Source organism: Pseudomonas panipatensis (genome assembly GCF_900099785.1).
Taxonomy (GTDB): domain Bacteria; phylum Pseudomonadota; class Gammaproteobacteria; order Pseudomonadales; family Pseudomonadaceae; genus Pseudomonas; species Pseudomonas panipatensis.
This window is the reverse complement of the sequence record NZ_FNDS01000005.1, coordinates 370,141-382,949: the sequence shown is the minus strand read 5'-3', so window position 1 is coordinate 382,949 and position 12,809 is coordinate 370,141. Positions and strand designations below refer to the sequence as shown.

Below are 12,809 nucleotides of genomic sequence, written 5' to 3'. Positions count from 1 at the left end.
GTAGGACGGGCCGGGCGCCCTGGCGCCCGGCGGTCCCTCAGCGCCATCCAAGAGACGCCCCTGCGAGGCTCCCTCAGTTTCGCCCATCCCTTCCCGGCACTGGCTGCAGCACCAGCAGCACACCGCAAAGCGCAAGAACCAGGTAGTTGAACAACAACCAACGCTGCGCATCCGGCGCCATCCGGCTGACCGACAGATAACTCAGCACGAATGCCAGTACCGTCAACAGCAGTTGGCCGCGCAGGTCGCGCCAGAGGCTGGAAACGCCTCTTTCCGCCACCAGCACCACTCCCTGCAACAGCGCGCAAACGCCCGCGAACCCAACCAGCAAGGGGCTCAAAGCGTCCGCCACCGACTGCACCAGCAATGGCGCCAGACCTATCTGCTGCAGCGCCGGCAACAGTACGAAGCGCAATAGCCAGAGGCCACCGACCCAGAATGTCTGGGCCAGCAGCCAACCGGCCGTGGCCGCCTTGAAAGGACGCAAGTCAGCTGTGGCGGACTTCAACGATCTCGTACTCGACGTCGCCACCCGGCGTCTTCACCAGCACCGAATCACCTTCGGTCTTGCCGATCAGCGCACGAGCGATGGGCGAGTTGACCGAAATCTTGCCGCGTTTGATGTCCGCCTCGTCATCGCCGACGATCTGGTAGGTCACCGTCTCGTCGGTATCGATGTTGGCGATATCCACGGTGGTACCGAAGATCACCTTGCCCGTATGCGGGATAGTGGTGACGTCGATGATCTGCGCATTGGACAGCTTGGCTTCGATATCGCGGATCCGCGCTTCCGACATCCCTTGCTGCTCGCGGGCGGCATGGTATTCGGCGTTCTCCTTGAGGTCACCCAGCTCACGCGCCTCGGCGATGGCCTGGGTGATCTGCGGGCGCAGAACGGTCTTCAGGTGCTTCAGTTCTTCTTCCAGGGCGCGAGCGCCCTGGACGGTCATCGGGAATTTGCTCATGCGTTGATTCCTGCATGGAGATCCTGCAGCCGGCGAACGGTCTTCTCGGGACCGAACTTGAGCGCCTCGCAGATCGCCTGACCACCCGCGATGGTGGTGGTGCAGCAGATCTTGTGCTGCAGGGCGTTACGACGGATGGAGTAAGAGTCGGCAACCGCCTGGCGGCCTTCGGTGGTGTTGATGATCAGAGTGACCTCGTCATTCTTGATCATGTCCACCACGTGTGGACGGCCCTCGGTCACCTTGTTGACGCGACGCACCGGCAGGCCGGCGGCCTCGATCACGCGCGCGGTGCCAGCGGTGGCGACAACCTCGAAACCGAGGCCGACCAGGTCGCGGGCGACCTGCTCGACGAACGGTTTGTCATCGTCGCGCACACTGATGAACGCGCAACCAGCGTTCGGCAGAATCTCGCTGGCGCCCAGTTGGGCCTTGGCGAAGGCCTCGGCGAAGCTGTCGCCGACACCCATGACTTCACCGGTGGATTTCATTTCTGGGCCGAGAATCGGGTCGACGCCCGGGAACTTGGCGAACGGGAACACCGCTTCCTTGACGCTGAAGAACGGCGGAATGATTTCCTTGGTGAAGCCGATTTCCTTGAGGCTCTTGCCAGCCATGACGCGGGCGGCAACCTTGGCCAGCGACTCGCCGATGCACTTGGAAACGAAGGGCACGGTACGCGAGGCGCGCGGGTTGACCTCGATGACGAAGATGTCTTCGCCCTGAACGGCCATCTGCACGTTCATCAGGCCGACCACACCGAGCTCCAGGGCCATTTTCTTGACCTGCTCGCGAATCTCGTTCTGGATGTGCACCGGCAGCGAGTACGGCGGCAGCGAGCACGCGGAGTCACCGGAGTGAACGCCGGCCTGCTCGATGTGCTGCATGATCGCGCCGATCACCACGGTCTCCCCGTCGCACACCGCATCGATATCGACTTCGATGGCGCAGTTGAGGAAGTGGTCGAGCAGCACCGGGCTGTCATTGGACACCTGGACCGCTTCGCGCATGTAGCGCTTGAGTTCGTCTTCCTGATAGACGATTTCCATCGCACGGCCGCCCAGCACGTAGGACGGGCGCACGACCAGCGGGTAGCCGATGGTCTTCGAGGCAGCCAGGGCCTCGTCTTCGCTGCGCGCGGTGGCGTTGGCCGGCTGGCGCAGGTTCAGGCGCTGAACCATCTGCTGGAAGCGCTCGCGGTCTTCGGCGCGGTCGATGGCGTCCGGGCTGGTGCCGATGATCGGCACGCCGGCCTCTTCCAGGGCGCGGCACAGTTTCAGCGGAGTCTGACCGCCGTACTGCACGATGACCCCCTTGGGCTGCTCGACACGAACGATTTCCAGCACATCTTCCAGGGTCACCGGCTCGAAGTACAGGCGGTCGGAGGTGTCGTAGTCAGTGGAGACGGTTTCCGGGTTGCAGTTGACCATGATGGTCTCGTAGCCGTCTTCGCGCATCGCCAGTGCCGCGTGTACGCAGCAGTAGTCGAACTCGATGCCCTGGCCGATACGGTTCGGCCCGCCACCGAGGATCATGATCTTGTCACGACCGGTCGGGTTGGCCTCGCACTCTTCCTCATAGGTCGAGTACATGTAGGCGGTATCGGTGGCGAATTCGGCGGCGCAGGTGTCCACGCGCTTGTACACCGGCAGCACTTTCAGCTTTTGCCGGTGGCTGCGCAGGTTCTTCTCGGTGACACCGAGCAGCTTAGCCAGGCGCGCATCGGAGAAGCCCTTGCGCTTGAGCTTGTACATCAGGGCGTGATCGATGGCGGACAGGCCGAGGGTTTTCACCCGCTCCTCTTCCTTGACCAGGTCCTCGATCTGCACCAGGAACCACTCGTCGATACGGGTCAGGTCGAAGACCTCGGCGATGGTCTTGCCGGCGCGGAAGGCATCGGCCACGTACCAGATACGATCAGCGCTGGGCACGGTCAGTTCGCGCTTGAGGATGCTGGCGGCATCCGGGTTGCTCAGATCCAGCTTGGGATCGAAACCGGTGGCGCCGACTTCCAGGCCACGCAGGGCTTTCTGCACCGACTCCTGGAAGGTACGGCCGATGGCCATGACTTCGCCCACGGATTTCATCTGGGTGGTCAGGCGGGCGTCGGCCTTGGGGAACTTCTCGAAGGCGAAGCGCGGAATCTTGGTGACGACATAGTCGATCGCCGGCTCGAAGGACGCCGGAGTACGGCCGCCAGTGATGTCGTTCTGCAGCTCGTCGAGGGTGTAGCCGACCGCCAGCTTGGCGGCGATCTTGGCGATCGGGAAGCCGGTGGCCTTGGAGGCCAGCGCCGAGGAACGCGACACACGCGGGTTCATCTCGATCACCACCATGCGCCCGGTGTTCGGGCAGATGCCGAACTGCACGTTGGAGCCACCGGTTTCCACGCCGATCTCACGCAGCACCGCCAGCGAGGCGTTGCGCATGATCTGGTATTCCTTGTCGGTCAGGGTCTGTGCCGGCGCGACGGTGATGGAGTCGCCGGTGTGCACGCCCATCGGATCGAAGTTCTCGATGGAGCAGACGATGATGCAGTTGTCCTTCTTGTCGCGGACAACCTCCATCTCGTATTCCTTCCAGCCGATCAGGGATTCGTCGATCAGCAGCTCGTTGGTCGGCGACAGGTCCAGACCACGGGCGCAGATTTCTTCGAACTCTTCGCGGTTGTAGGCGATCCCGCCACCGGTGCCACCCATGGTGAAGGACGGGCGGATGATGCAGGGGAAGCCGACCTGCTCGAGGACGCCGTAGGCCTCTTCCATGCTGTGGGCGATACCCGAGCGCGGGCAGGCCAGGCCGATGGATTTCATGGCTTTGTCGAAGCGCGAGCGATCTTCGGCCTTGTCGATGGTGTCGGCGTTGGCGCCGATCATTTCCACGCCGAACTTCTCCAGCACGCCATGGCGTTCGAGGTCCAGGGCGCAGTTCAGCGCGGTCTGGCCACCCATGGTCGGCAGCAGCGCGTCAGGACGCTCCTTCTCGATGATCTTGGCCACGGTCTGCCATTTGATCGGTTCGATGTAGGTGGCGTCGGCCATGGACGGGTCGGTCATGATGGTGGCCGGGTTGGAGTTCACCAGGATGACGCGGAAGCCTTCTTCCTTCAGGGCCTTGCAGGCCTGTGCGCCGGAGTAGTCGAACTCGCAGGCCTGGCCGATGACGATGGGGCCGGCACCGAGGATCAGGATGCTCTTGATGTCTGTACGCTTGGGCATGGGACTCTCGTTGCAATATTCAGGAAAGGGTTGCGCTGGCCAGCTTCACGCCAAAGCCGACGAACAGGGCGCCGACACCGCTCGAGGCGCCGGCGGCCAGGCGCTGGCGCCGGCGGAACCAGGCCGCCAGGCGCACACCGGAAAAAATCAGGAAGCTCAAGTAAAGGGCGCTGATGATCTCGAGGATCGTTCCCAGCACCAGGAACGACACACCGGGGTAGGCGTATCCCGGGTCGACGAACTGAATGAAGAAGGAAACGAAGAAGAGGATCGCCTTGGGATTGGACAGGCTCAGCAGCAGCGCCTTGCGGAACGGCTGGGCGACGTCCACTTCCTTCACCGGAGCGGCATCCGCCACGGGGCTGCGCAACGTCCGCCAGCCACCACGGAGCATGCCGACACCCAGGTAGAACAGGTACGCGGCACCAACGTACTTGAGGCCGAGGAACAGCATCGGCTCAGCCTTGAGCAACGACGCGATCCCGAGGGCCGACAGCAGCATCAGCAACGCATCACCGAGGAACACCGCACTGGCCGCCCGGTAGCCCCCCGCCACACCGCGCTGCGCCGCGGTAGCGAGCACGAACAGCGAGTTCGGCCCCGGCAGCAGGACGATGAACAGGGTACCCAGAACGTAGGTCCAGAGGTCGGTGATCCCCAGGATCGGCATCATCTTCGCTAATCTCTCCTCCGGCCTCAGCGACGCTCGGCCATCGCCGCGATGAAGCGGTCGAACAGCGGCGCAACGTCGTGCGGGCCCGGGCTGGCTTCCGGGTGTCCCTGGAAGCTGAAGGCGACCTTGTCGGTGCGCTCGATGCCCTGCAGGGTGCCATCGAACAGCGACTTGTGGGTCGCACGCAGATTACCCGGCAGGGTGTTCTCGTCCACGGCGAAGCCATGGTTCTGACTGGTGATCATCACCACGCCGCTATCCAGATCCTGCACCGGGTGGTTGGCACCGTGGTGGCCATGGCCCATTTTCAGGGTCTTGGCGCCGGAGGCCAGGGCCAGCAATTGGTGGCCGAGGCAGATGCCGAATACCGGAATCTCGGTCTCGAGGAACTCGCGAATCGCCTGGATGGCGTAATCGCACGGCTCGGGGTCGCCAGGGCCGTTGGAGAGGAAGATGCCATCCGGATTCAGCGCCAGGACTTCACTGGCCGGCGTCTGCGCCGGCACAACGGTCAGGCGGCAGCCACGGGCAACCAGCATGCGCAGGATATTCAGCTTGACGCCGAAGTCGTAGGCCACCACGTGATACGGCAGGTCGGCCGCAGCGATCTCCGGGTGGCTGTCGGTTACCAGGTTCCACACGCTGGAGCGCCACTCGTAGCGCTCCGTGCAGGAAACCACCTTGGCCAGGTCCATGCCTTTCAGGCCAGGGAAGCCACGGGCGAGTTCCAGAGCCTTTTCCTCGGTGGCGTCGTCGCCAACCAGTATGCAGCCGTTCTGCGAACCTTTTTCGCGCAGGATGCGGGTCAGGCGGCGGGTGTCGATACCCGCGATGGCGACGGTACCGTTTTCTTTCAGGTAATCCGGCAGAGACTGCTTGTCGCGCCAACTGCTGGCCAGCAGCGGCAGGTCGCGGATGATCAGGCCGGCGGCCCAGACCTTGTTCGATTCGGCGTCTTCCGGAGTGGTCCCGGTGTTGCCGATGTGCGGATAGGTCAGGGTGACGATCTGTTGGGCATAGGACGGATCGGTAAGGATTTCCTGGTAGCCGGTCATGGCGGTGTTGAACACCACCTCGCCGACGGTCTGACCGTCGGCACCGATGGCTTCACCGCGAAAAATGCTGCCGTCGGCAAGTGCAAGTATGGCTGGCTTAGTCAAGAAGACCTCCCGTAAATCAAGCCTGGCTGGGCGTACGCAGGTTGTAAAAAAGCGGGATGACATCTGAAGAGGTCATCCCGCTTTTTATATGGTTCATGCTGCGCTGCTTTTAGTGGACACACTAAAGCTGTAGTTTACAGAAAGGCGACATCATGGTCCACCTTTTGCACGACGCGCGGCCATACCGCTCAGCGCAGACCGAGCACATCCTGCATGTCGAACAGGCCATTCGTCTGCCCTTCCAGCCACAGCGCGGCGCGCACCGCACCGCGGGCGAACGTCATGCGACTGGAGGCCTTGTGGGTGATCTCCACCCGCTCGCCCTCGGCAGCGAAGAGCACGGTGTGATCACCGACCACATCGCCGGCACGCACGGTGGCGAAGCCGATTGTCTCACGAGCACGAGCACCGGTCTGACCTTCGCGACCATAGACCGCCACCTTTTCCAGGTCACGCCCCAGGGCATTGGCCACCACCTCGCCCATGCGCAGCGCGGTGCCGGACGGTGCGTCGACCTTGTGCCGGTGATGCGCCTCGACGATCTCGATATCCACCTCGTCGCCGAGGACCCGCGCAGCGGTATCCAGCAGCTTCAGGCAGAGATTCACGCCCACGCTAAAATTGGCGGCGAAGACGATCGGAATTTCCTTGGCCGCGTCGGCCAGCAGCACCTTCTCCTCGGCCGAGAAGCCCGTGGTGCCGATGACCATGGCCTTGCCCGCCTTGCGGCAGACGTCCAGATTCTTCAGGGTCACCGAAGGATGGGTGAAATCGATCAAGACATCGAACTCATCCACCACCTTGGCCAAGTCCCCGGACAGCGGAACGCCGATGCGGCCAAGACCCGCCAGCTCGCCAGCATCAGCGCCGACCAGCGTACTGTCCGGACGATCGATGGCGGCAGTCAGGCCAGCGCTTCCACCCGTCTGCTGGACCGCCTCGATCAAAGTCTTGCCCATGCGCCCGGCGGCGCCCATAACGGCTATACGTCGCATACAGTCAGCTCCAAGCTGCACGCCTCAGGCGGCAGGCGAAAGGTCCGCCTGCCGCCGGGCCATAATCATAGGTCGTCGAAGAAGCGCTTCATGCCCTCGAACCAGCCACTGGCCTTGGGCGAATGGGAGGTGTCGCCCTGAAGGCTGCCACGGAACTCTTCGAGCAGCTCGCGCTGGCGCTTGTCCAGGTTCACCGGGGTTTCCACCACCACACGGCACATCAAATCGCCAGCCCCACCACCGCGCACGGGCGCAACGCCCTTGCCGCGCAGGCGGAACAACTTGCCGGTCTGGGTGCCCTCGGGGATCTTCAGCTTGACCCGCCCATCCAGGGTCGGCACTTCCAGCTCACCGCCCAGCGCGGCATCGGCGAAGCTGATCGGCACCTCGCAGTAGAGATGCTTGCCGTCGCGCTGGAAGATCGAGTGCTCGCGAACATTGACCACCACATAGAGGTCGCCCGCCGGACCGCCATGCGCTCCCGCCTCGCCCTCGCCGGTCAGGCGAATACGATCACCGGTGTCGACGCCCGCCGGCACCTTCACCGACAGGGTCTTGTGCTCTTCCACACGCCCCTGGCCGTGGCAACTGCCACACGGATCGCTGATCATCTTGCCGTTGCCATGGCAGCGCGGGCAGGTCTGCTGCACCGAGAAGAAACCTTGCTGCATGCGCACCTGGCCGATACCACCACAGGTGGTACAGGTCACCGGCGACGTACCGGGCTTGGCACCGCTGCCGCTGCAGGTCTTGCACGCGACCAGGGTCGGCACGCGAATGGTCACGGTCGTGCCGCGAACCGCGTCTTCCAGATCCAGATCCAGGGTGTAGCGCAGGTCGGCACCGCGCTGCGGGCCGCCGCGACCACTGCCGCCACGTCCGCCGCCACCGAAGAAGTCGCTGAAGACGTCACCGAAGATGTCCGAGAAGCTCGCGCCGCCGAAGCCAGCGCCCGCACCACCACCCATCTGCGGATCGACGCCGGCGTGGCCGTACTGATCGTAGGCCGCACGCTTGCTGGCGTCGGACAGGATCTCGTAAGCCTCGTTGGCCTCCTTGAATTTCTCCTCGGCCTCCTTGTCGCCGGGATTGCGGTCCGGGTGGTGCTTCATGGCCAGCCGGCGATAGGCCTTTTTCAGGTCCGCTTCGCTAGCGCCACGCTCGACACCCAGCACCTCATAAAAATCACGCTTGGCCATAACTTTCCTGCACCTTGAAAACCTCTCCCCCAGACACGTCGACGCGGGAGCAAGCCCCCGCGTGACGGTTCACACGCACCGACACGCTGGTCGGTGCGCCGGAGCGGAAGCAAGCACGCGGCTTACTTGTTCTCCTTGACCTCTTCGAACTCGGCATCGACGACGTCGTCGCCAGCCTTGTGCTCGGCGTTCTCGGCGTGAGCCTCGGCGCCCGGCTGCGGCTGCTCGGCGTACATCTTCTGAGCCAACGGAGTGGTCGCCTGGGACAGCGCGTTCATCTTCGCTTCGATCTCAGCCTTGTCATCGCCTTTCACCGCGACTTCCAGCTCGCCCAGGGCCTTCTCGATGGCCGCTTTCTCTTCCGCGGTGGCCTTGTCGCCAGCCTCGGTGACCATCTTGCGGGTCGCATGGACCAGCGCATCGCCCTGGTTGCGCGCAGCCGCCAGCTCTTCGAACTTACGGTCTTCCTCGGCATTCGCCTCGGCATCGCGGACCATCTGCTGGATCTCGTCTTCGGACAGGCCGGAGGACGCCTTGATCACGATGGACTGCTGCTTGCCGGTGGCCTTGTCCTTGGCGGACACGTGCAGGATACCGTTGGCATCGATATCGAAGGTCACTTCGATCTGCGGCACACCGCGCGGGGCCGGCGGAATGTCGGCCAGGTCGAATTTGCCCAGCGACTTGTTCTGCGCGGCTTGCTTGCGCTCGCCCTGCAGCACGTGAATGGTCACGGCGCCCTGATTGTCATCGGCAGTGGAGAACACCTGCGACTTCTTGGTCGGAATGGTGGTGTTCTTGTCGATCAGCGCGGTCATCACGCCACCCAGGGTTTCGATACCCAGGGTCAGCGGAGTGACGTCGAGCAGCAGCACGTCCTTCACGTCACCGGCCAGCACGGCGCCCTGGATGGCAGCACCCATGGCCACGGCTTCGTCCGGGTTGACGTCCTTGCGCGCTTCCTTGCCGAAGAACTCGGCAACGGTCTTCTGCACCAGCGGCATACGGGTCTGACCACCGACGAGGATCACTTCATCGATCTTCGACACGTCCAGACCGGCATCTTTCAGCGCCACGCGGCACGGCTCGATGGTACGGGTGACCAGGTCTTCAACCAGGGACTCCAGCTTGGCGCGGGACACCTTGACGTTCAGGTGTTTCGGGCCGCTGGCATCAGCGGTGATGTACGGCAGGTTGACGTCGGTCTGCTGGGTCGAGGACAGCTCGATCTTGGCTTTCTCGGCAGCCTCTTTCAGACGCTGCATGGCCAGCGGGTCGCCCTTCAGGTCGATGCCGGACTCTTTCTTGAACTCGTCGACGAGGTAGTCGATCAGGCGCAGGTCGAAGTCCTCACCACCGAGGAAGGTATCACCGTTGGTCGCCAGCACTTCGAACTGGTGCTCGCCGTCGACTTCAGCGATCTCGATCACCGACACGTCGAACGTACCGCCACCCAGGTCGTAAACGATGATGGTGTGGTCACCCTTGGCCTTGTCCAGGCCATAGGCCAGCGCGGCTGCGGTCGGCTCGTTGATGATGCGCTTGACGTCCAGACCGGCGATGCGACCGGCGTCCTTGGTGGCCTGACGCTGACTGTCGTTGAAGTAGGCCGGAACGGTGATGACCGCCTCGGTGACCGGCTCGCCCAGGTAATCCTCGGCGGTCTTCTTCATCTTCTTCAGGACTTCGGCGGAGACCTGCGGCGGCGCCATCTTCTGGCCCTTGGCCTCGACCCAGGCGTCACCGTTGTCGGCCTTGACGATGTTGTACGGCACCATCTTGATGTCTTTCTGTACGACGTCTTCTTCGAAGCGACGACCGATCAGGCGCTTCACCGCGTACAGAGTGTTCTTCGGGTTGGTCACTGCCTGGCGCTTGGCCGGCTGACCGACCAGGATTTCGCCGTCGTTGGCGTAACCGATGATCGACGGGGTGGTACGAGCGCCTTCGGCGTTCTCGATGACCTTGACGTTACCGTTCTCCAGGATGGACACACAGGAGTTGGTGGTCCCCAGGTCGATACCAATGATTTTGCCCATATTCACTCTCCAGAAATTAGATTCCGTGCTGATCCCGCTGCGGACCTTGTGCTCGGTTGATTACCCAGATGGGGACCGGGTGGTGGATTTCAAGCCTTCTCGTCGATCGAAGGCGGAGTTTGTTCAGGCGCCTTGCTGACCACGACCATCGCCGGACGCAGCAGGCGACCGTGCAGCAGATAGCCCTTCTGGAACACCTTGACCACGCTGCCAGGCTCCAGATGCGCACTTTCCTGCATCGCCATCGCCTGGTGGTGCTCGGGATTGAACGGCTCGCCGTGCGGATCGACCGGTTCCAGGTTGTAGCGCTTCAGGGTGTCATGGAACATTTTCAGGGTCAGCTCGATGCCTTCGCGCATCGGCTTGATCGCCTCATCGTCCGGACTGGACAGTTCCAGGGCGCGCTCCAGGGTATCGACCACCGGCAGCAGGTCGCCGGAGAATTTCTCCAGGGCGAACTTGTGGGCCTTCTCGACATCCTGCTCGGCGCGGCGGCGCACATTCTGCAGTTCAGCGACGGCGCGCAGGCTCTGGTCTTTGGCCGCGGCGAGCTGCTCTTCCAGCTCCAGCACGCGGGCGTTCAGGTCGTCGCCGGCAACCTGTTCCGGCTGCTCGTTCAGGTGCGAATCCTGAGTCTGTTGCTCGTCAGACATGCCACTCTCCTAAAAAGAAATAAGCCTTTGAAAACAAAGCGAACCAGAAGGCTCGCGGCTCTGCCGTCTATATGGGGCGCAATTGCGTCGCTTCAAGGGGGAAGGGCGGAGAATTGCCAGGCGGAAAAAATACTGTATAAATAAACAGATCTTTCACTGGAGCCACCAACCATGCTGGTTCACCTGTCCGTGCACAACTACGCCATCGTCGAACACCTCGATCTGGAGCTCGCCGCCGGCATGACCGTGATCACCGGCGAGACCGGCGCAGGTAAGTCGATCATGCTCGACGCCCTCGGCCTGGCCCTGGGCGACCGCGCCGACAGCGGCGTGGTGCGGCCCGGCGCGGACAAGGCGGACATCCTCGCCAGTTTCGACGTCAGCGCCATCGCCGAGGCGCGCGACTGGCTCGCCGAGCGCGACCTGGAACAGGACGGCCCGTGCATCCTGCGCCGCGTGATCACCGCCGAAGGGCGCTCGCGCGGCTACATCAACGGCAGCCCCTGCCCGCTCGGCGACCTGAAGAGCCTCGGCGAACTGCTCATCGATATCCACAGCCAGCACGAACACCAATCCCTGCTCAAGGCTGACACCCATCGCCGCCTGCTCGATGAGTTCGCCGGCAGCCAGGAACTGGCGCGCCAGGTGCATCTCGCCGCCCAGCGCTGGAAGCAGACCCGCCAGGAACTCGATCGCCTGTCGCGCAGCGGCGAGGAACAACGCGCCCGCCACCAACTGCTCAGCTACCAGTTGGATGAGTTGGAGAACCTGGCGCTGGGCGACAACGAGCTGGAAAACCTGGAGCAGGAGCACAAGACCCTGAGCAACGCGGGAAGCCTGATCGGCGCCTGCCGCCAGGTGGTGGACATGTGCAGCGAGAGCGATGCCGGCAACGTCCTCTCGGTACTGACCGCCAGCCTGCACCGGCTGACCAGCTTCCAGAGCCAGCCGGCCGCCCTGAGCGAAGCGGTCAACCTGCTCTCCAGCGCACAAATCCAGGTAGAAGAAGCGGTCGGCGAACTGAACCGCTTCGTCGACAACTTCGACGCGGACCCCAATCGCCTGCAGCAACTGGAGGAGCGCCTGGACAGCATCTACAGCCTGGCGCGCAAACACCGCGTCCAACCTCAGGAGCTGCTCGAACTCCAGCAACGTCTGCTGGAAGAGCTGGAGGCCCTGAACGCCGACGACGAAGCCGTCGAACGCCTCGGCGAAGAGCTGGCCGCCTACGCCCGCCACTACCAGGAAAAAGCCGCGGAACTGAGCGCACTGCGCCGCCAGGCCGCCCCCCAACTGGCCAGCGCCGTGGAAGCCGAGATGCAACGCCTGGGCATGCCCGGCGGACGCTTCGCCATCGAGTTGAGCGAGATCACCCAGGAGGACCCACAGGCCAACGGACTGGAAAACCTGGAGTTCCTGGTCAGCGCCAACCCCGGGCAACCCATGAAAGCCCTGGCCAAGGTTGCCTCCGGCGGCGAGCTGTCGCGCATCAGCCTGGCGATCCAGGTGATCACCGCACAAACCTCGCGCACGCCCACCCTGGTCTTCGACGAAGTCGACGTCGGCATCGGCGGCCCCACCGCCGAAGTGGTCGGGCAACTGCTGCGCCGCCTGGGCGCTGGCGGTCAGGTACTCACCGTCACCCACCTGCCACAGGTCGCCGCCCAGGGCCACCAGCACCTGTTCGTGCACAAGGAACGCGGCAGCAGCGAAACCCGCACCGCGGTTTCCAACCTGAAGAAGGCCGAACGCATCGAAGAAATCGCCCGCATGCTGGGTGGCGTCGACCTGACCAAGGAGTCCCTGGCGCACGCACGCAAGATGGTGGATAGCGCCGTGCAGAGCTGACCATCGAGCGACGCACAAACGGCATCGCGCGGAACGCACTGGATGCCGGCACACATGAA

At 63.5% G+C, this 12,809-nt stretch carries 10 protein-coding genes; 1 reads left to right on the top strand and 9 read right to left on the bottom strand.

Annotated features, from left to right (window positions below):
* Nucleotides 1-73: 73 nt before the first annotated feature.
* The 9 genes from BLQ74_RS14405 to grpE all read right to left on the bottom strand — a co-directional run bounded on the left by BLQ74_RS14405 (nt 74) and on the right by grpE (nt 10,902).
* Nucleotides 74-487, bottom strand: coding sequence for a DUF4149 domain-containing protein (locus BLQ74_RS14405; protein ID WP_244507197.1), 414 nt, complete (start codon nt 485-487; stop codon nt 74-76).
* Between the two features lies 1 nt (nt 488).
* The gene (gene greA / locus BLQ74_RS14400; RefSeq protein ID WP_090263264.1) at nt 489-965 is read right to left on the bottom strand and encodes a transcription elongation factor GreA; all 477 of its coding nucleotides are present in this window, start codon (nt 963-965) and stop codon (nt 489-491) included.
* Complete coding sequence (gene carB / locus BLQ74_RS14395; RefSeq protein WP_090263263.1) at nt 962-4,183, bottom strand: carbamoyl-phosphate synthase large subunit; 3,222 nt, start codon at nt 4,181-4,183, stop codon at nt 962-964. Before carB ends, greA begins: the two co-directional genes overlap by 4 nt.
* A 19-nt stretch (nt 4,184-4,202) precedes the next feature.
* On the bottom strand, nt 4,203-4,853 hold the full coding sequence (gene leuE / locus BLQ74_RS14390; protein ID WP_090263373.1) for a leucine efflux protein LeuE: 651 nt from the start codon (nt 4,851-4,853) through the stop codon (nt 4,203-4,205).
* Between the two features lie 26 nt (nt 4,854-4,879).
* The gene (gene carA, locus BLQ74_RS14385) at nt 4,880-6,016 is read right to left on the bottom strand and encodes a glutamine-hydrolyzing carbamoyl-phosphate synthase small subunit (RefSeq protein WP_090263262.1); all 1,137 of its coding nucleotides are present in this window, start codon (nt 6,014-6,016) and stop codon (nt 4,880-4,882) included.
* Between the two features lie 188 nt (nt 6,017-6,204).
* The gene (gene dapB, locus BLQ74_RS14380) at nt 6,205-7,011 is read right to left on the bottom strand and encodes a 4-hydroxy-tetrahydrodipicolinate reductase (protein WP_090263261.1); all 807 of its coding nucleotides are present in this window, start codon (nt 7,009-7,011) and stop codon (nt 6,205-6,207) included.
* Between the two features lie 65 nt (nt 7,012-7,076).
* Entirely contained in the window at nt 7,077-8,210 is a 1,134-nt protein-coding gene (gene dnaJ / locus BLQ74_RS14375) for a molecular chaperone DnaJ (RefSeq protein WP_090263260.1), read from the bottom strand.
* A 122-nt stretch (nt 8,211-8,332) separates the two neighbouring features.
* The gene (dnaK, locus tag BLQ74_RS14370) at nt 8,333-10,249 is read right to left on the bottom strand and encodes a molecular chaperone DnaK (protein ID WP_090263259.1); all 1,917 of its coding nucleotides are present in this window, start codon (nt 10,247-10,249) and stop codon (nt 8,333-8,335) included.
* Nucleotides 10,250-10,338: 89 nt separating this feature from the next.
* The gene (grpE, locus tag BLQ74_RS14365; protein WP_090263258.1) at nt 10,339-10,902 is read right to left on the bottom strand and encodes a nucleotide exchange factor GrpE; all 564 of its coding nucleotides are present in this window, start codon (nt 10,900-10,902) and stop codon (nt 10,339-10,341) included.
* A 171-nt stretch (nt 10,903-11,073) separates the two neighbouring features.
* Between grpE and recN the strand changes: the two genes are divergently transcribed.
* Nucleotides 11,074-12,750 (top strand): DNA repair protein RecN, encoded by a 1,677-nt coding sequence (recN, locus tag BLQ74_RS14360; protein ID WP_090263257.1) that lies wholly within the window; start codon nt 11,074-11,076, stop codon nt 12,748-12,750.
* Nucleotides 12,751-12,809 lie beyond the last annotated feature (59 nt).